The sequence below is a fragment of the Kitasatospora sp. NPDC001603 genome (assembly GCF_040298365.1).
Taxonomy (GTDB): Bacteria; Actinomycetota; Actinomycetes; order Streptomycetales; family Streptomycetaceae; genus Kitasatospora.
Genome location: NZ_JBEPAA010000084.1, coordinates 15,206 through 33,459, shown reverse-complemented (window position 1 = coordinate 33,459; position 18,254 = coordinate 15,206). Strand labels below are relative to the sequence as shown.

At 73.4% G+C, this 18,254-nt stretch carries 17 protein-coding genes; 13 read left to right on the top strand and 4 right to left on the bottom strand.

Annotated features, from left to right (window positions below; translation table 11 throughout):
* Positions 1-113: 113 nt before the first annotated feature.
* Positions 114-764, bottom strand: a complete 651-nt coding sequence (locus ABT263_RS33320) for a LysE family translocator (RefSeq protein ID WP_329487074.1) — start codon at positions 762-764, stop codon at positions 114-116.
* A 458-nt stretch (positions 765-1,222) separates the two neighbouring features.
* Between ABT263_RS33320 and ABT263_RS33315 the strand changes: the two genes are divergently transcribed.
* The 6 genes from ABT263_RS33315 (at position 1,223) to ABT263_RS33290 (ending at position 7,667) form a co-directional block, all read left to right on the top strand.
* Positions 1,223-2,629: an SDR family NAD(P)-dependent oxidoreductase gene (locus tag ABT263_RS33315; protein WP_352296267.1), complete on the top strand. Its 1,407-nt coding sequence runs from the start codon at positions 1,223-1,225 to the stop codon at positions 2,627-2,629.
* 219 nt (positions 2,630-2,848) lie between these two features.
* On the top strand, positions 2,849-3,757 hold the full coding sequence (locus ABT263_RS33310) for a phosphatidylinositol-specific phospholipase C (RefSeq protein WP_352296264.1): 909 nt from the start codon (positions 2,849-2,851) through the stop codon (positions 3,755-3,757).
* 219 nt (positions 3,758-3,976) lie between these two features.
* Positions 3,977-5,182, top strand: coding sequence for a cytochrome P450 (locus ABT263_RS33305; RefSeq protein WP_352296261.1), 1,206 nt, complete (start codon positions 3,977-3,979; stop codon positions 5,180-5,182).
* A gap of 71 nt (positions 5,183-5,253) precedes the next feature.
* Positions 5,254-6,414, top strand: coding sequence for a type III polyketide synthase (locus ABT263_RS33300; protein ID WP_352296258.1), 1,161 nt, complete (start codon positions 5,254-5,256; stop codon positions 6,412-6,414).
* Positions 6,411-6,995, top strand: a complete 585-nt coding sequence (locus ABT263_RS33295; protein ID WP_329487080.1) for an NUDIX hydrolase — start codon at positions 6,411-6,413, stop codon at positions 6,993-6,995. Before ABT263_RS33300 ends, ABT263_RS33295 begins: the two co-directional genes overlap by 4 nt.
* Positions 6,996-7,184: 189 nt before the next feature.
* On the top strand, positions 7,185-7,667 hold the full coding sequence (locus ABT263_RS33290; RefSeq protein WP_352296269.1) for an SHOCT domain-containing protein: 483 nt from the start codon (positions 7,185-7,187) through the stop codon (positions 7,665-7,667).
* Between the two features lie 128 nt (positions 7,668-7,795).
* Here the strand turns inward: ABT263_RS33290 and ABT263_RS33285 are convergent, their stop codons facing one another.
* Positions 7,796-10,264: a Tex family protein gene (locus tag ABT263_RS33285; protein ID WP_352296255.1), complete on the bottom strand. Its 2,469-nt coding sequence runs from the start codon at positions 10,262-10,264 to the stop codon at positions 7,796-7,798.
* Positions 10,265-10,580: 316 nt separating this feature from the next.
* Here ABT263_RS33285 and ABT263_RS33280 point away from each other — a divergent pair, with 316 nt between their 5' ends.
* A complete protein-coding gene (locus tag ABT263_RS33280; protein ID WP_352296252.1) occupies positions 10,581-11,477 on the top strand; it encodes an aminoglycoside phosphotransferase family protein in 897 nt (298 codons plus the stop codon).
* Between the two features lie 25 nt (positions 11,478-11,502).
* Here the strand turns inward: ABT263_RS33280 and ABT263_RS33275 are convergent, their stop codons facing one another.
* On the bottom strand, positions 11,503-11,736 hold the full coding sequence (locus tag ABT263_RS33275) for a hypothetical protein (protein ID WP_352296250.1): 234 nt from the start codon (positions 11,734-11,736) through the stop codon (positions 11,503-11,505).
* Between the two features lie 10 nt (positions 11,737-11,746).
* The gene (locus ABT263_RS33270) at positions 11,747-12,178 is read right to left on the bottom strand and encodes an ATP-binding protein (protein ID WP_352296247.1); all 432 of its coding nucleotides are present in this window, start codon (positions 12,176-12,178) and stop codon (positions 11,747-11,749) included.
* Positions 12,179-12,348: 170 nt separating this feature from the next.
* On the opposite strand from ABT263_RS33270, the gene ABT263_RS33265 reads away from it, so the two are divergent.
* From ABT263_RS33265 to ABT263_RS33240, 6 genes are all read left to right on the top strand, one after another.
* Entirely contained in the window at positions 12,349-13,401 is a 1,053-nt protein-coding gene (locus ABT263_RS33265) for a Scr1 family TA system antitoxin-like transcriptional regulator (protein WP_352296244.1), read from the top strand.
* Positions 13,402-13,497: 96 nt separating this feature from the next.
* Positions 13,498-14,229: a tyrosine-protein phosphatase gene (locus ABT263_RS33260; protein WP_352296241.1), complete on the top strand. Its 732-nt coding sequence runs from the start codon at positions 13,498-13,500 to the stop codon at positions 14,227-14,229.
* A gap of 355 nt (positions 14,230-14,584) precedes the next feature.
* Positions 14,585-14,986 (top strand): hypothetical protein, encoded by a 402-nt coding sequence (locus tag ABT263_RS33255; protein ID WP_329487087.1) that lies wholly within the window; start codon positions 14,585-14,587, stop codon positions 14,984-14,986.
* 183 nt (positions 14,987-15,169) lie between these two features.
* Positions 15,170-15,904, top strand: a complete 735-nt coding sequence (locus tag ABT263_RS33250; RefSeq protein WP_352296238.1) for an ATP-binding cassette domain-containing protein — start codon at positions 15,170-15,172, stop codon at positions 15,902-15,904.
* 1 nt (position 15,905) lies between these two features.
* The gene (locus ABT263_RS33245; protein ID WP_352296235.1) at positions 15,906-17,183 is read left to right on the top strand and encodes a DUF7224 domain-containing protein; all 1,278 of its coding nucleotides are present in this window, start codon (positions 15,906-15,908) and stop codon (positions 17,181-17,183) included.
* Entirely contained in the window at positions 17,180-17,782 is a 603-nt protein-coding gene (locus tag ABT263_RS33240; RefSeq protein WP_352296234.1) for a hypothetical protein, read from the top strand. The genes ABT263_RS33245 and ABT263_RS33240 overlap by 4 nt, the downstream gene beginning before the upstream one ends.
* Positions 17,783-18,254 lie beyond the last annotated feature (472 nt).

The window sequence follows — 18,254 nt, the reverse complement described above, 5'->3', positions numbered from 1 at the left end:
GTGACCCCTACGTCCTCGGTGTCGGCCAGTTGTGGTGTGTATCCGCGCGCGCCGCGGGGGGGGGCGGGGGGCGGCGGCCGCCCGGCGGGGCGGGCCCCCCCCCCGACGGCGGCTCAGGGCGCCGCCACCGCGGCGTTCGAGCGGTCCGCCACGAGCCGCACCGCGAAGCCGGCCAGCGCCGTGCCCATCAGGTACCGGTGGACCCGCTGCCAGGTCGGGCGGCGCGCGAAGAAGGCCGACACCGAGCCCGCCATCAGCACGAAGACCGCGTTGCCGGCCACGCCGACCGCGATCTGCGTCAGGCCCAGCAGCAGACTCTGCACCGCGACGTGGCCGCGGTCCGGATCGACGAACTGCGGCAGCAGCGAGACGTACAGGATCGCGATCTTCGGGTTCAGCAGGCAGGTCAGCAGGCCCATGCCGAACAGCCGGGCGGGCCGGTCGGCCGCCAGCTCCTTCGGCGCGAACGCCGAAGTGCCGCCCGGCCGGACGGCCTTCCAGGCCAGCCAGAGCAGGTAGCCCGCGCCCGCCAGCTTGAGCGCCAGATAGACCTCCGGCACCAGCGCGAACACCGCCGCGATCCCGGCCGTCGCCGCGACCAGGTAGACCAGGAAGCCGACGAAGACGCCCGCCAGCGAGGTCAGCCCGGCCCGCCGGCCCTGGGCGACCGAGCGGGACACCAGGTAGATCATGTTCGGACCGGGGGACAGGACCATCCCCAGTTCCACCATCGCGATGCCGGCTATCGCGCCGAGACTCACCATCGTGCCGCTCTCCCCGTTCCCTTCGTGGCCGCGGTGCGGACACCGCGGGCCGGCGGCCGGCCCGCCGCGAGGCCGCGACGCGCAACCGCCTCGATCCCGCCGCGCACCGCGCCGCGGGCTCGCAGCACATCCGCCGCGATCAAGGTCTCATCCTACGAATAATGCGATCTCACTTGTCGGGCGCAGCCGCTACAGTCCTGACCACCGCCCGGGGGCGGCACCGCGGCGGGCACGCCGGTCCGCGTCCGGCCTCCCCGGCGGGCCCCGGACCTGGTCCGGTCCTGGTCCGGTCCTGTCCGGTCCTCGTCCTGGTCCGGCGGCACGACGGCAGGCGCAGCGCCCGCTCGCCTCCGGCCGCGACCACCGGGGCGCCGCAGCGCGGACATCCCAGCACGGGGCATCGCAGCACAGGGCACCGCAGCACACGGCATCGCAGCACAGCGCACGAGGGGGAGGACATGACGGTCCGGAGCGACGAGCGGACAGCGGCCGACGAGATAGGCCCGGAGGAGCTGGCGGCCTTCGGCCGCACCCTCGGACGCCTGCGCGCCCTCCCCGCCGACCACTCGGTCCGCCGGCACGCCGAGCGCCAACTGGAGTCCTTCGTCCGGGAGAGCCGCAAGCGCCGTCGCCAGGACGCCCGGGACGAGGACCGCCTGGCCGATGCCGGCCTGCTCGCCGCCACCGCCACCGGCGCGCCGGACCGCCGCGAGGACGCGCCGCTGACCGCCGCCGCCCCGGCCGCCCCGCTCGGCGAGCTCCGGCTCGGCCGCCGCTGCTACGTCTGCAAGCAGCACTACCGCCGGGTGGACGCCTTCTACCACATGCTCTGCCCCGACTGCGCCGTCGACAACACCGCCCGGCGCGGCCTCAGCACCGACCTGCGCGGGCGCCGGGCACTGCTCACCGGCGGCCGGGTGAAGATCGGCTTCCAGCTCGCCCTGATGATGCTGCGCGACGGCGCCGAACTGATCGTCACCAGCCGCTTCCCGCACGACACCGTACGGCGCTTCCACGCCGCCGCCGGCAGCGCCGAGTGGCGCGACCGCCTCACCGTGGTCGGCATCGACCTGCGCGACCCGCGCCAGGTACTCGGCCTCACCGAGCAACTCCGCGCCGACGGCCGCCCGTTGGACATCCTGGTCAACAACGCCGCGCAGACCCTGCGCCGCCCGCCCGGGTCCTACGCCCTGCTGGCCGCCGGTGAGCGGGCCGCGCTGCCGGCCGCGTCCACCGCGGTCGTCCACGCCCCGGGGTTCCGGCCGATGCCCGCCCTCGCCCCGGCCTGGCCCGCCGCCGAACTCGGCACCGCCGCCGAGCGGTCGGCCGTCGCCCTGCCGTCCGAGTGGGCCGACGAGGCGGGCCTGCTGCCCGACCCCGCGCCGGTCAACTCCTGGTCGGCCCGGCTCGGCGCGCTGGACCCGGCGGAGCTCCTGGAAACCCAGCTGGTCAACGCGCTCGCACCCGCGCTGCTCTGCGACCGCCTGCTGCCGCTGCTGCTGGCCGCGCCGCACGCCCGCCGCTACATCGTCAACGTCACCGCGGTGGAGGGCCGGTTCGCCGTCCGCAACAAGACCGCCGGCCACCCGCACACCAACATGGCCAAGGCCGCCCTCAACATGCTCACCCGCACCAGCGCCGAGGAACTCGCCGCTCAGGGCGTCCACATGTGCGCGGTCGACACCGGCTGGATCACCGACGAGAACCCGGCCCCCAAGAAGGCCCGGCTTGCCGCCGACGGGTTCCGCACCCCGCTCGACATCGTCGACGGCGCCGCGCGCGTCTACGACCCGATCGTCCGCGGCGAGGCCGGGGCGCCGGTGTCGGGCGTCTTCCTCAAGGACTACCGCGAGGCGGCCTGGTGACTCCCGGGGGCCGGCCGGCCACCGGGCCGGACCTCACCCGTGCGCGGCGCGGGCCGACCGGACCTCGCCCGCCCGCGCGACAACTCGCCCGCCCCTGACGGGCGGAGGTGCGACCGCGCGCCGTCGCGGGGCTGGGCAGGGCGGGCCGATCTCTCCACAATGGACATGCCATTGTCGTGATCCGGCCACCACACCCGACGGGGGTACCAGACCGTGCCCGTGACCTCGCACGCGCCGATCAGCCGGCGCACCTTCACCCGAACCGCCCTGCTGGGCGCCCTCACCGCCGCCGGCCTCGGGGCGGCCACGCCCCGGGCCGGCGCGCTCGCCGTCCCGGCGGGAGCCGACTGGCTGGGCGCCGTCGACGGCGGAGCCCCGCTCTCCCGGCTCACCCTCCCGGGCACGCACGACAGCTGCGCACTGTACGGCGGCCCGCTGACCCAGACCCAGACGCTCGCCCTGCCGGACCAGTTCGCGGCCGGCGTGCGCTTCCTGGACATCCGCTGCCGCGCGATCGACGGCGTGCTCGCGATCCACCACGGCCCGGTCTTCCAGCAGATCTTCTTCGGCGACGTCCTCAACCACTGCCTGGCCTTCCTCGCCGCCCACCCGGGCGAGACCCTGGTCATGCGGGTCAAACAGGAGTACTCCACGGTCTCCGACAGCGAGTTCGGCGCACTCTTCGCCGGCTACCAGGCGCGCTGGCCGGGCCTGTTCTGGAGCGAGGACCGGATCCCCCGGCTCGGCGAGGTGCGCGGGCGGGTAGTCCTGCTGGCCGACAACTCCGGCCTGCCCGGGCTCCGTTGGGGCGGTCCCCGGACGGACATCGAGGACGACTACGACATCGGCACCATCTTCGAGCTCAACTCCCGCAAGTGGCCCGAGGTCTCCGCCCACCTGGACGCCGCCCGCGCCGCCGCCGACCCGGGCCGCCTGTTCCTCACCTTCACCTCCAGCTCCGGCTGGGGCCTCTGGCCGCGCCAGGCCGCGGACGCGATCACGCCGAAGCTCCGCTCCTACCTGGGCGCCCTCGACCGCCCCGCCCGCCCGGTGCTCGGCACCGTCCCGCTGGACTTCGTGACCCCGGACCTCGCACGCTCGCTGTACGCGCTCAACTTCGGCGGCTGACCGGGCGGGGCGCGCCCGACCGCCGGGCGCGCCCCGCTCGCCCGGGCATTCGCATGCCCTCAACTCCCGCATATCGCACGACAATCATCTATCTCGCTCGATCGAGCGAACTATCCTCCTTATCCACATTTTTGCCTTTCCATGGGGGAACATCAGCACGTCCGCGCCCGAACGATCCCCCGGTCGGGCGGCACCAACTCCGGCCATTGGGATAAGCCCGTGACTACCTCCGCCCCCGTGTGGGACTGCCCCTTCAACCACACCGAAGGCCTGGAGTTCGACCCCCTCCTCAAGCGACTGCTCACCGAGGACCCGGTCGCCAGGATCCGCCTGCCGCACGGCGAGGGCGAGGCCTGGCTGGCCACCCGCTACGAGGACGTCCGCGTCGTCACCACCGACCGCCGGTTCAGCCGCGCCGCCGGCATCGGCCGCGACCTCCCCCGGATGACGCCCGCCCCGATCGCCCAGGTCGAGGCGATCAACCTGATGGACCCGCCGGCCCACAACCGGCTGCGCCGGCTGGTCGCCAAGGGGTTCACCAACCGGCAGGTCGAGCAGTTGCGGCCGAAGACCCAGCGCACGGTCGACGGCTTCCTGGACGAGATGGCGGAGCACGGCTCCCCCGCCGACTTCGTCCACCACCTCGCCTCCCGGCTCCCCATGGTCACCATCTGCGAGCTGCTCGACATCCCCGAGGAGGACCGCGCCGAGCTGCGCGGCCACGCCGTCGCGATGATGTCGATGGGCCCCGGCAGCGGCGACGGCCAGGTCCGGGCCAAGGCCGCGCTGCGCGCCTACTTCTCCGAGCTGACCGCCGCCCGCCGCCGCTCCCCCGGCGAGGACCTGATCAGCGCCCTGGCCACCGCCCGGGACGAGGAGGAGCTGCTGGACGACCAGGAGCTCGCCGTGATGGCCATGGTCCTGCTGGTCACCGGCCACGACACCAGCACCTACCAGCTGAGCAACATCACCTACACCCTGCTCACCCACCCCGAGCAGCTCGGCAAGCTCCGCGCCCAGCCGGAGCTGCTGCCGCGCGCCATCGAGGAGCTGCTCCGCTTCATCCCGTTCCGCCAGGGCGTCGGCATCGCCCGGGTCGCCACCGAGGACGTCGAACTCGGCGGCGTGCGGATCAGGGCCGGCGAGGCCGTCCACGTCTCCTACCTCGCCGCCAACCGCGACCCGGAGATGTTCGAGCGGCCCGACGAGCTGGACCTCGACCGCGGCTCGGCCAACCACATGGCCTTCGGCTACGGGACGCACCACTGCGCGGGCGCCCACCTCGCCCGGATGGAGCTCCAGGTGGCCATCGGCACCCTGCTGCGCCGCTTCCCCGACCTGCGGCTCGCCGTGCCGGCCGCCGAGCTGGACTGGCGGACGGGCTCGATCTGGCGCTATCCGCGGACCCTGCCGGTCGCCTGGTGACCAGCTCCCCGCCGCGCCGGCCCGGCGCCCCTCCGACGCACCCGTAGGCCCTCCAGGGGAGATCCGTACCCATGGCAACACTCTGCCGACCCGCCATCGCCGTCCCCGAACACGTCATCACCCTGGAGCAGACCCTCGACCTGGCCCGCGGCCTGCACGCCGACCATCCACAGCTCGGCCTCGCCCTGCGTCTGATCGAGAACACCGGCGTCCGGACCAGGCACCTGGTCCAGCCCATCGACGAGACCCTGCGCCACCCCGGCTTCACCGGCCGCAACGCGGTCTACGAGCGGGAGGCCAAGCGCAGGGTCCCCGAGGTGGTCGAACGCGCCCTGGCCAACGCCGAGCTGTCCGCCCGCGAGATCGACCTGATCATCTACGTGTCCTGCACCGGCTTCATGATGCCGTCGCTGACCGCCTGGCTGATCAACACCATGGGCTTCCGCTCCGACACCCGCCAGGTGCCGATCGCCCAGCTCGGCTGCGCGGCCGGCGGCGCCGCCGTCAACCGGGCGCACGACTTCTGCCGCGCCTACCCCGGCGCCAACGTGCTCATCGTGGCCTGCGAGTTCTGCTCGCTCTGCTACCAGCCGACCGACCTCGGCGTCGGGTCGCTGCTCTCCAACGGCCTGTTCGGGGACGCCGTCGCCGCCGCCGTGATGCGCGGCCGCGGCGGCACCGGCGTGCACATCGAGCGCAACGGCTCGCACCTCGTCCCGCACACCGAGGACTGGATCTCCTACGGCGTCAGGGACACCGGCTTCCACTTCCAGCTCGACAAACGCGTCCCCGGCACCATGGAGATGCTCGCGCCCGCCCTGCGCACGCTGGCCACCGAACACAGCTGGGACATCTCGGGCCTGGGCTTCTACATCGTGCACGCCGGCGGCCCGCGGATCCTCGACGACCTCTGCCACTACCTCGACCTGGAGCCCGCGGCCTTCCGCTTCAGCCGCGCCACCCTCACCGAGCGCGGCAACATCGCCAGCGCGGTCGTCTTCGACGCCCTCGCCCGGCTCTTCGAGGAGGGCGGGGTCGCGGACGGCACCCACGGCCTGATCGCCGGCTTCGGACCGGGCATCACGGCCGAGATCTCGCTCGGCAGTTGGGCCGGCGTCCCGATCGAGGCGACCATCCCGCGCCGCCCCCGGGCGATCGACGTGGCCGACCTCGCACTCGTCCAGGCGACCACCCCCCTGCTGCGTCCGGCCGGGACTACGATCACCGAATGACCGACACCACGGACCGATCCGACGTCTCTGCCAGAGCGGCCGAACTGGCCGCGCGCTTCCCCGCGTTGCACGCACCGCAGTACTGGCCCTGGGGCCGGTACGACGCGCAGTTCTCCCTCGCGCTGCCACCGGACGAACTCATCACCAACATCCACCTGGTGGGCTTCTCCGCCGGGCTGGTGGTGCTCTGCCGGGACGACCGCGACCACTGGTTCCTGCCGGGCGGGACGCGGGAGAGCGGCGAGTCGATCGAGTCCTGCCTGGTCCGCGAGCTGCGTGAGGAGGCCGGCGCGCGCCTGCTCGGCGAGCCGTCCTGGCTGGGGGCCCACCGCTGCGTGACGGACAGCGCGGAGCCGTACCGGCCGTGGCAGCCGCACCCCGAGAAGGCCTGGCTCTGGGGCTGGGCGGAGGTGTCGGTGGACTCCACCCCGACCAACCCGGACGACGGCGAGCAGGTGGTCGAGGTCCGTGCGGTGGAGCCGGCCGAGGCGCAGCGGCTGCTGGTCGGCAGCCACGAGCCGTGGTGGGGCGAGCTGGTCGGCCTGGCCGTGGAGCTGCGCGGGCGGACGTCCGCCGGCTAGCGAAGCGGGGCGGCGGCGGGGGCGAGCCGGGGCCGGGGCGTGGGCCGGGGGCACGGGCGCGACCGGGGCCCGGGCGGGGCTCACACCCGGCGGCGGCGAAGATCACTGGGATGGCCGATCACAGCGGCGCCATGCCCTTCATGCGGTGATATGACTCGTTTGACCTGGGTCGTCACCGACGGGAGCGTCATGGACAACTACCCGCTGCTCAACATCTTCTGGACGATGTTCGAGCTGTTCCTCTGGATCCTCTGGTTCTTCCTGCTGTTCAAGATCATCACGGACATCTTCCGCAGCCAGGACCTCAGCGGTTGGGGCCGGGCCGGCTGGCTGGTCCTGGTGATCCTGCTGCCCCTGATCGGCGTCCTCGTCTACGTGATCGCCCGTGGCACGTCGATGAGCAAGCGGGACGTGGCCGAGGCCCGGCAGAACGAGGCCGCGTTCAAGGCGTACATCCGGGAGGCGGCCGCCGAGGCGCCCGGGAGCGGTCCGCCGGGCGCGGGTGCCCCGGGTGCCCCGGGTGCCACGGGCTCCACGGGTTCCACCGCGAGCGCCGCCGCGGCCGGCGGGCGCAGCCACGTCGACGACCTCGCCAAGCTCGCCGACCTCAAGGCCGGCGGTGCGATCACCGAGGTCGAGTACCAGCGGGCCAAGGAGAAGCTCCTGGCCTGAGCGGCGACCGGCCCGAGCCGGGACCGGCCGGGGCGGCGGGCCGGTGGACTGCACGTCCACCGGCCCGCCGCCGCGTCACGTCCGAGCGGCGGAACCGGGCCCCGGCGACCCCAGCCGGGGCGGCTGCCTCAGCGGCGCCCGGAGCGGCGGCCGCCCTCGGAGCCGGACCCGCCCGCCAGACCGGCCCGGCGCAGCGCGTCCGCCATCGCCCCGCTGCCCAGCGGGGCCTGGCCGCCCGAACCGGAGCCCCCGGAGCCCGCAGCCGAGCCACCGCCCGAGCCCCGCCGGTCCTGGCGCGGCGGACGCGCCTGCCGGCCGCCCCGGTCGCCCCCGCGGTCGCCGCCCCGGTCACCCCGGTCACCGCGGTCGCCCCCGCGCTCCCGGCCGACCTCGTCGTCGAGGCGCAGCGTCAGCCCGATCCGCTTGCGCGGCACGTCCACCGTGGTCACCCGCACGGTGACGATGTCACCCGGCTTGACCACCTCGCGCGGGTCCTTGACGAAGTTCTTCGACAGCGCCGAGACGTGCACCAGGCCGTCCTGGTGCACGCCCACGTCGACGAAGGCGCCGAAGGCCGCCACATTGGTGACCACGCCCTCCAGCACCATGCCGACCTCCAGGTCGCCGATCTTGTCGACGCCCTCCTTGAAGGTGGCCGTGCGGAAGGCCGGGCGCGGGTCGCGGCCCGGCTTGTCCAGCTCGCCGAGGATGTCGGTCACGGTCGGGATGCCGAAGGTCTCGTCGGCGAAGTCCCCCGGCCGCAGGCCACGCAGCGCGGTGCTGTTGCCGATCAGCTCGCGCAGCTGACCGCCGGTGCCGGCGAGGATCCGGCGCACCACCGGGTACGCCTCCGGGTGGACCCCGGAGGCGTCCAGCGGGTCGTCGCCGTCCGGGATCCGCAGGAAGCCCGCGCACTGCTCGAACGCCTTCGGACCGAGCCGGGCGACGTCCTTGAGCGCCTTGCGGGTCCGGAACGGACCGTTGGCGTCGCGGTGCGCGACGATGTTGTCCGCGAGCGTGCCGGTGATCCCGGAGACCCGGGTGAGCAGCGGCGCGGAGGCGGTGTTGACGTCCACCCCGACCGCGTTGACGCAGTCCTCGACCACCGCGTCCAGCGAGCGGGACAGCTTCACCTCGCTGAGGTCGTGCTGGTACTGGCCGACCCCGATCGACTTGGGGTCGATCTTGACCAGCTCGGCCAGCGGGTCCTGGAGGCGGCGGGCGATGGAGACCGCGCCGCGGATCGACACGTCCAGCTCGGGCAGCTCCTGGGACGCGAACGCCGAGGCCGAGTAGACCGAGGCGCCGGCCTCGCTGACCATCGCCTTGGTGAGGTTCAGCTCCGGGTGGCGCTTGATGAGGTCCTCGGCGAGCTTGTCCGTCTCGCGGGAGGCGGTGCCGTTGCCGATCGCGACCAGGTCAACGCCGTGCTTCTTCGCCAGCGCCGCCAGGGTGGCCAGCGCGGCGTCCCACTTGTTGGCGGGCTGGTGCGGGTAGATCGTGTCGTACGCGACGACCTTCCCGGTGGCGTCCACGACCGCGACCTTCACGCCCGTCCGGAAGCCCGGGTCCAGGCCCATCGTGGCGCGGGTGCCCGCCGGTGCGGCGAGCAGCAGGTCGCGCAGGTTGGCGGCGAAGACGCGCACCGCCTCGTCCTCGGCCTCCTGACGGAGCCGGCCGCGCAGGTCGATGCCGAGCCGCACCAGGATGCGGGTGCGCCAGGCCCAGCGGACGGTGTCGCCGAGCCACTTGTCGGCCGGACGGCCGTGGTCGGCGATGCCGAAGCGGGCGGCGATCCGCTGCTCGTAGTCGCTCGCGCCGGGGAGGTCACCGGCCTCCTCGCCGTCGTGGGGGGAGAGTTCGAGGTCCAGCACCTCCTCCTTCTCGCCGCGCAGCATCGCCAGGATCCGGTGCGAGGGGAGCTTGGTGTACGGCTCGGCGAAGTCGAAGTAGTCGGCGAACTTGGCGCCTTCCTGTTCCTTGCCCGCACGGACGGTGGCGACCACCCGGCCCCGGGTCCACATCCGCTCGCGCAGCGAGCCCACCAGGTCGGCGTCCTCGCCGAACCGCTCGACCAGGATGGACCGGGCGCCCTCCAGCGCGGCGGCCCGGTCGGCCACCGCCTCGTTCAGATAGGCGTCCGCCACCGCCGCCGGATCCTGGGTCGGGTCCGCGAGCAGGGTGTCGGCGAGCGGCTCCAGACCGGCCTCGCGGGCGATCTGCGCCTTCGTCCGACGCTTCGGCTTGAACGGGAGGTAGATGTCCTCCAGGCGGGCCTTGGAGTCGGCGGCGAGGATCTGCCCGCGCAGCGCCTCGTCGAGCTTGCCCTGGGACTCGATCGACTCCAGGACGGCCGTGCGCCGCTCCTCCAGCTCCCGCAGGTAGCGCAGCCGCTCCTCCAGGGTGCGCAGCTGGGTGTCGTCGAGCGAGCCGGTCGCCTCCTTGCGGTAGCGGGCCACGAACGGCACGGTCGCGCCGCCGTCGAGCAGATCGACGGCCGCCTTCACCTGCCCGCCGCGGACACCCAGCTCCTCGGCGATCTTGCGCTCGATCGCCTGCTGGGCCTGCTGGGCCACCTGTTCGTCTGGCGTGCTCACGAAGCCGGTCACCTTCTCCAGAGTTGCTTTCCCCGTACCCCCGCATTCTGGCACTGACCGGCGACACCTCCCGGCCGCCCCCAAAGCGACCGGGCGTGGCGCGGCGGCGGAGTTCAGCCGTTGACGGTCGGGGAGGGGCGGCCGTCGGCGGCGATCCGGACGACGTCGGTCCGGCCCGCCGCGGCGGCACCCACCGCGCGAACGCACCGCCGGGCGCCCCCCACACGACCCGACGTCCCCACCTGATCGCCACCGCCCCACCCCGGTGTTCGAAATACGGTGAACGGCCGTGGAACCCGGGAGTACAGTGCCGGGCATGTGCGCTGCAGCCCGGATGCATGACGACGAACCGGACATCGACACCGCCCTGGTACGGCGGTTGCTCGCCGCCCAGTTCCCGCACTGGGCCGGGCTGCCGCTCGAACGGGTCGCCTCCTCCGGGACGGACAACGCGATGTTCAGGCTCGGTCCCGAACTCGCCGTACGGCTGCCCCGGGTGGGGTGGGCGGCCGAGAGCGTCGAACGCGAGCAGCGCTGGCTGCCGAAGCTGGCACCGCACCTGCCGCTCCCCATCCCCGCCCCGCTGGCACTCGGCCGGCCCGCCGCCGGCTACCCGTGGGAGTGGTCGGTGCTGCGCTGGATCGACGGCGCCAACCCGGTGGTCGGCGCGACCACCGCGCCGATCCAACTCGCCCAGGACCTGGCCGGGTTCATCACCGCGCTTCGCGCGGTCGACCCGGCGGACGGCCCACCGGGCTCCCGGGGCGTGCCGCTGGCCTCCCGTGACGCCTCCACCCGGGCCGCCATCGGCCGACTCCGCGGATCGATCGACACGGACGCGGCAACCACCGTGTGGGAGAAGGCCCTTCGCCTACCGGAACACTCCGGAAGACCCGCCTGGATGCACGGCGACCTGTCCCCCGGGAACCTCCTGCTCGGCAACCGCCGGCTGCGCGCCGTCATCGACTTCGGCGTCATGGGCGTCGGCGACCCGACCGTGGACCAGATCGTCGCCTGGAACCTGCTCCCCGCCGCGGCCCGGCCCGCCTTCCGCGCCGCACTCGCCGCCGACGACGCCACCTGGGCCCGCGGCCGCGCCTGGGCCCTGTCCATCGCCCTGATCCAACTCCCCTACTACCGCACCACCAACCCCGCCCTGGCGGCCAACGCCCGCCACGTGATCCGCGAGGTCCTCGCCGACCGCAGCGTGTGAAGCGGCGCGCCGACGCCCGTACCGGTCAGAGTTCGGCCCGCGCCTCGTCGATCGAGTGCAGGACGGCCTTCGCCCCGGCGCCGGCGGCCAGTTCGGCGGCCTCGTCGAGCAGGGCCCGCGCATCAGCGGGGCAGCCCTCGGCGGCGGCGATGTACGCGAGACCGACCAGGTTGGCGGCCACCCCCGGCAGGACATCCGCCTCGCCCCCGAACACCGAGTGACTGCAGAGACGTCGCGCGTGCTCGATTCGTTCGTCCATGGGCAGGACTTCAAGCGGTGACGCCGGACGGCGGGTCGAGCTGCGCCCAGACCAGGCTGTGGGCGAGTTCGCCCTCGCTCAACTCCTGCCCCCACGCGGACGAGAGCTCCCGGACGAGCCCCAGACCGGGGCCGGCCTGGGGCTCGTCCGGCACCCGCCCCCGGTCGGCGAGCCCGGTGTCGTACACCTCGATCCGCAGTCCGGCGGGGGCGGTGTACTCGAACAGCACGTCGATCAGCAGGTGCTCCGGCCTGCGCGGACGCCGCACGGTGTGCGCGACCAGCTCGGACACGATCAACTCGGCCGCCTCGGCGTAGCAGGCGCCGCCCGTGACGTCCGCGAGGAACCCCCGGAGCACGATCCGCGCGGCGGACGCGGAGGAGAGATGACGCGGGAGGGAGCAGAATCGGTCCCTAGGGGTGCTGTCAAGCGATTCGGGCATGACGATGCCACCTTCTGATGCATTGGGGGGTCCGTGCGCGGGCAGGGCGCTTCGTGCACTCACTAGCGCGCGCGCCCGTTCCGTTCCACGCTTAGCATCGACGGTTCCGAATTCGGTGACGAGTGATCAGCCGGTTCCAGGGAACGTCTTGACACAGGGGGGCCTGAACCATGACTCGTCAGAAGTCCGTCCATCCGAACCTGCGATCGAGCGCGGGAGCGGTGTTCGGTGCCGTCCTGCGGCGATTCCGCGACGCGAAGGGAATCTCGCAGGGCGAACTCGCCGCACTCGTCCCGTGCAGCCGCCCGCACATCTCCCGCATCGAGGCGGGCACCCGCAACCCGCAGGAGGACTTCGTCCTCGCGGCCGACCGGCTGCTGGACACCGGCGGACAGCTGATGGACCTCTGGAGAGAGATCGACTGGTACGCCCGGGTGGAGCACCCGGACTGGTTCCGGCGCTACGCGGGGTTCGAGGAGCGGGCTTCGACGATCTGCGAGTTCCAGGTCGCCCACATCTCAGGCCTCCTGCAGACCGAGGCCTACGCCCGCGCGCTGCTCGCATCGGGCGACGCCGCGGGCAACCCCGACCTGATCGAGGAACGCATCGCCTCTCGACTGGCTCGCCAGCATCGCCTGACCGCGCCGGACGGCCCGCTCTTCAAGGTCGTCCACTCCGAGGCCGCGATCCGCTCACTCGTGGGCGGCGAGGCGGTCATGCACGAACAGCTCGGACGCCTGCTGACGCTCGGACAGCTCCCCAACGTCGTCCTCCAGGTCGCGCCCCTCAGCCTCGGCGAACGTGTACCGTTCGCCACCATCGTCTCGCTGGTCACCTCACCCGACGGCAAGACGCGGATCTACTCCGAGAGCCTGGATCAGGGCCACTTCATCGAGGATCCGAGAGTCGTCCAACGCAGGCAGCGCGCCTATGATCTGCTCCAGGCGGACGCGCTCTCCCCCCGCGAGAGCGCCGCGCTGATCCGCAGTGTGAGGGAAGGACTTCTCAACGTCATGCCTGACAACCCCACCATCTCGTGGCGCAAGTCCAGCTACAGCGGGAACAACGGCGGCAACTGCATCGAGGTGGCCGTGGGCCACCCCTCCCTGCTCGTCCGCGACTCCAAGGACCCCGAGGGCCCCGTCCTCTCGTTCCCCTCCACCACCTGGCAGTCCTTCATCGACGCCGTCCGCACCGACACCTTCCCGACGCCCGGCCGCTGAACGACCGCATCCGAATCCCCTCCCCCGGGCCACCGCGGAGGGGATTCGCCGGTTCTCGCCGGGAGGTGCCCGGCCGGCGGTCGGTAGGGTGCGGCCATGACGCGACACATCGCCTTCAAGGCCCTGCACAACTTCCGCGACATGGGCGGATACCCGGCCTCTGACGGGCTGTCGGTCCGGTGGGGCCGGCTCTACCGGTCGGACTCGCTGGGCAAGCTCTCCTCGCCCGAGGACCTCGCGGTGTTCCGGGACCTCGGCATCGGCACCGTGATCGACCTGCGCTACCCGTGGGAGATCGCCGCCAAGGGGCGGATACCCGTGATGGACGGCGTGGCCTACCACAACCTCTCGATCGAGCACCGGCCGTACGACCAGGCGGAGATCGACCCCGACGTCGATCCCTGGCGCTACCTCGCGGACCGGTTCGCCGAGGTGACCGAGGACGGCGTGGCGGAGATCCGCCAGGTGATCGAACTGATCGCGGCCGCGGACCACCCGGTGGTCTTCCACTGCGCCTCCGGCAAGGACCGCACCGGGCTGATCGCCGCACTGCTCCTCACCCTGCTCGACGTCCCCGAGGTCGACATCGCGGCCGACTTCGCCCTCACCGAACTGGCCACGCCGCACCTCGTCGCCGACTGGCACGCCGCCAACCCCGGGCGCACGCTGCGCTGGCCGGGGTACGGGCGCGCGCCGGAGGACGTGATCCGGCACGTGCTCGCCGACCTCACCGCCGCCCACGGCTCGGTGCGTGCCTATGCCACCGGCACACTCGGCCTCGACGAGGAACTGATCGGCGCACTGCGCTCCCGGCTGCTCACCGCATAGCCGACGGGCGGCGGGAACTGGCCACCCCATTTTGCAAATGACAATCCTACGAAATCAGACCTGAACAACCTTTCGCTCATTCGATGACATCTACGGAACTGCTTGGCCGACATCCCGTCGGCCAAGCAAATCTTCGAGCATTTCGTATCACCGACTTGCCAAGCCCCGGCCCCACCACCCCCACCCTCCGAATGGCCGGAAATAATAGTTCTTGGCAGCTGTTCGTGCACGCTAAGGTCGTTCCCGCGGCGGCTCGTCCGATCGGGTGATCAAGGCCGATGGCAGTCGAACCTCCGCTCGCTTCTTTTTGCCTGCATGACGCCCCCGTGGCGTCACCGAAAAGATCGGACGGGATATGCACGCGAAGCACCGCACGCTCGTGCGCGGCATTCTGGTGGCCGGCGCGCTGCTCGGGTTCGCCGGCGCGACGCCGGCCCTCGCCGAGGGCTCCTGGACGTCCCACATCAGCAACTGGGGGCCCGGCTCCGAGTCCCGCCGGTGGACGGACTACGACCGGGACGACGCCGTGACGACGGTGTCGTTCAAGGGCTGCACCACCGACACCAACGAGTTCAAGAACGCCGATCTCCAGCTCTACAAGGACGTCGTCGGCCCCGACCGGGCCTACGGGTACCGGCTGAACCGGTGCGACACCTCCGTCTGGGGCGACCAGAGCTCCGGCGAGTACTACTTCGCGCTGGAGGGCGTGCGCGCCGGCGGCAAGCTCTGGGTCGACTCGGTGAGCACCCAGTACTGAGCCCGGCCCGCCCGCCGGAGTCCCGGGAAGTCCGGGCGTTCCCCGACTTCCCGGGCCTCCCCGGCCTCCCGACGACCCGTTGTGCCGGTGTGCCGGTGTGCCGGTGGAGACCCCGACCGCCGACCTGCCTCCCCTCCCCCGGTATCGCCCCGTACCCACCGAGCGAAATGCGTCGACCCCGCCATGTCCCTTGAGTTCCACCACGTCGACTTCCAGTACAGCCGGAAAGCCGGACTCTTCGCCGGCTTCGCCCTGCGGATCGACGATCCGGCCACCGTCCTGCTCGGCCCCAACGGCGCCGGCAAGTCCACCCTGATGGCCCTGGCCTCCTCCCAACTCGCCCCGCGCCGGGGCTCGGTCTCCTGGCGCGGACGCACCCCGACCGGTCACGGCGACCGGGCGGCCTACCGGCGGGCGGTGGCCTGGCTGCCGCAACAGGTCACCCCGGTCCCGGGGCTCAGCGTGCGCGAACAGGTCGCGTACAGCGGCTGGTTGAAGGGCATGTCGCGCGCCGACGCCTGGCACGCGTCGGCCGGCGCGCTGGACCGGGTCGGGCTGGCCTCGCTCGCCGACCGGCGCAGCCACCGGCTCTCCGGTGGGCAGCTGCGCCGGCTGGGCATCGCCGGCTGCCTGGCGCACCGCAGCGAACTGATCCTGATGGACGAGCCGACCGCCGGTCTCGACCCGGCGCAGCGCGGCATGTTCCGCACCCTCGTCGAGGACTTGACCACCGAGGTGAGCGTGATCGTCTCCACCCACCAGACGGAGGACCTCGCCACGAGCTACCGGCACGTGGTGGTGCTGGACCAGGGCCGGGTCCGGTTCCAGGGCGGCATCGAGGAGTTCGGCGCCCTCGCCCCCGGCCGGGGCGAGGGCGCCGAGGCCGCCTACACGCACCTGGTCGAGCGGGAGGCCTGACGTGCTGCTGCGCACCGTCCTCCGCACCTCCGCCGGACTGCGGGCACTGCCGTTCCTGGTCGGCTTCCTGCTCGTCGCGCTCGGCGACGAGATCACCGACTGGGTCACCCCCGGCTACGGCCTCTCCGCCACCGGACACGCGAGCATCGCGCTGCCGTTCGCCGGCGCGGCCTGCGCGGCCGCCGGGGCCTGGGAGGGCGGCCGACTGCACCGGGGGCGGGTCTTCGACCGCTCGCCGGTCCGGTCGCCGCTGGCGATCACGGCGCCCGTCCTGCTTCCGGTGGTGGTGACGGGCGGACTCGGCATGGCCGCGGCCGTCGGCGCCGCCGCGGTCGCCGGCGGCACGGCGGCCGGCACGACGCAGCCCGGCCTGTTCGCCGCCTGGGCCGGGCTGCTGCTCGCCAACACCCTGGTCGGCTCGATCGTCGGGCGGGTCCTGGTACCGGTGGTCGCGGTGCCGCTGGCCCTGGTCAGCAGCTTCGTGCTGAACGCCTACCCGGCCTCCTCCACCACCTACTGGTTGCGGCACCTGGTCGGCGGCGGGCTCCCCGACTGCTGCGCCGTGGACCAGGTCCTCGACCAGAAGGCCGTGCTGAGCGCCCTGGCGTTCTCGGGCGCGGTGTGCGCGGCGGCCGTCCTGGTGATCCGGTACCGCGGCGCGCCGGCCGCGCTCGCCGTCGCGCTGGCGGTGACGGCCGGCGGGGTCACGCTCGCCGCCCACCTCGCCCGGGGGCTCGGGCCCGAGCCCGTACGGGACCGGCCCGGCACCGCGCTGGTCTGCGACCACGGCCGGCCGCGGATCTGCCTCTGGCCGGAACTGGGCACCGCCCGTGCGGACCTGGTCCGCACGGAGGCCCGACGGGTCGTCACCACCCTGGCCGAGCGGGGCGTCCCGGTACCGGCGACGCTCACCATGGCGGCCCGGCCGGGGCCGGGCGAGGCCAAGCTGGGCGTCCCGACCACGGCCCGTGCGCAGGACGTGACACCCGGCGTGGTCGGCGGGCTGCTCCCCCGCACCCCGGACTGCGCCCGGGCGGGCGCCCCCTACCCGGCCGGCGCGGCCGCCGGACCGGTGGCCGCCTGGCTCACCGCCGAGGCCGCCCCGGACGGAGCCGCGCCCGCCGCCCGGGGTCGGTTCGGCGCGGAGGACGCCGCGCTCGCCGGGCACCTGCTGCGGCTCCCCCGGGAAGCCCAACTCGACTGGTACCGGGCGGCCACCGAGGCCCTGCGCCACTGCGACACCCCGGCACCCGCGCTGCCCCCGGGCGGTGGCCGGTGATCTGGTGGTGCAAGGCACGCGCGGTACCCGCCGTCGTCGCCGCCCTGGCCGGGACGTTCGCGGTGGGCCTGCTCATCGGCGACGGCGAACTGCCGGTGCCCGCACTGCACGGGCATGCGGGCCGCTTCCTGGTGGGGCACATCATCACGCTGCTGCCCGCCGTGTTCCTGCTGCACGGCCTCGGCCGGGGCGACCTGCGGACGGAGGCCGTCGCCGGACGCTTCCTGCGCGGGCTGGACACCGGACTCGCCCTGACCGTCGCGACGGCGGGCGCGGCGCTGGGCCTGCTCACCCACGCGGCCGGCCAGGGCGACCTCGCCCTCGTCCTCGCCCGCAACATCGCCGGCTACCTCGGTTCGGCGCTGCTGCTGCACCCGCTGATCGGTCACCGCCCGGCCGCCGCCGCCATCGCCGCCGTCCCGCTGCTCTGCGCGGCGGCCGGCTGGCACCCCGACGGCCGCCCCCAGCCCTGGGCCTGGCCCCTCCACCCCGCCGCATCCACCCAGGCGCTCACCGCCGTCACCCTCACCCTCCTGGCCGGCACCACCTGCACCCTCCTGCGCCCCCGCCCCCTGACAGACCAGAACGTCCTGGCCTGACACCCCGCACAGGAAGTCGGCCCGTCCGACTTCCCACGCACCCGGCCCCCGTAGTCCACACCCGTGCGTGGAAGGTCGACCCCTTCGACGACCCACACCCCGCACCCCGCACCCGGAACCGAGGCGACGGCACGCCTTCCCGGTCCAGCTCCGGCACCGAAGGAGGCTCCCCGCGCAGGAAGTCGGCCCACCCGACTTCCTGCGCACCCGGGCCGGAGATCGGCGAGGCCGGCCGGGGGCCGAGGACAACTGGGCCGGGCACCTCCCGGAGTGGCCCGACGCAGGACGTCCGCCTGCTCGACTTCCTGTGCAGGTTGTGGGCGCGGCCAGCGGCAGCGAGTGCGGTACTCGAAGCGGCCTGGGGGCCTGCGCAGGAAGTCGGCCCGCTCGACGTTCCGTGCCAGTGCCGGGGTGTCGGGGTGGGGCGTGGGGCGGTCGGCGACACAGGAAGTCGGCCCGGCCGACTTCCTAC

Excerpts from the sequence above, each read along its gene's own strand:
- ABT263_RS33295 (WP_329487080.1), top strand. The coding sequence starts at position 6,411 with ATGACCGACACCACGGACCGATCCGACGTCTCTGCCAGAGCGGCCGAA.
- ABT263_RS33260 (WP_352296241.1), top strand. The coding sequence starts at position 13,498 with ATGACGCGACACATCGCCTTCAAGGCCCTGCACAACTTCCGCGACATG.
- ABT263_RS33275 (WP_352296250.1), bottom strand. The coding sequence starts at position 11,736 with ATGGACGAACGAATCGAGCACGCGCGACGTCTCTGCAGTCACTCGGTG.
- ABT263_RS33255 (WP_329487087.1), top strand. The coding sequence starts at position 14,585 with ATGCACGCGAAGCACCGCACGCTCGTGCGCGGCATTCTGGTGGCCGGC.
- ABT263_RS33300 (WP_352296258.1), top strand. The coding sequence starts at position 5,254 with ATGGCAACACTCTGCCGACCCGCCATCGCCGTCCCCGAACACGTCATC.
- ABT263_RS33320 (WP_329487074.1), bottom strand. The coding sequence starts at position 764 with ATGGTGAGTCTCGGCGCGATAGCCGGCATCGCGATGGTGGAACTGGGG.
- ABT263_RS33290 (WP_352296269.1), top strand. The coding sequence starts at position 7,185 with ATGGACAACTACCCGCTGCTCAACATCTTCTGGACGATGTTCGAGCTG.
- ABT263_RS33250 (WP_352296238.1), top strand. The coding sequence starts at position 15,170 with ATGTCCCTTGAGTTCCACCACGTCGACTTCCAGTACAGCCGGAAAGCC.
- ABT263_RS33280 (WP_352296252.1), top strand. The coding sequence starts at position 10,581 with ATGTGCGCTGCAGCCCGGATGCATGACGACGAACCGGACATCGACACC.
- ABT263_RS33315 (WP_352296267.1), top strand. The coding sequence starts at position 1,223 with ATGACGGTCCGGAGCGACGAGCGGACAGCGGCCGACGAGATAGGCCCG.
- ABT263_RS33265 (WP_352296244.1), top strand. The coding sequence starts at position 12,349 with ATGACTCGTCAGAAGTCCGTCCATCCGAACCTGCGATCGAGCGCGGGA.
- ABT263_RS33270 (WP_352296247.1), bottom strand. The coding sequence starts at position 12,178 with ATGCCCGAATCGCTTGACAGCACCCCTAGGGACCGATTCTGCTCCCTC.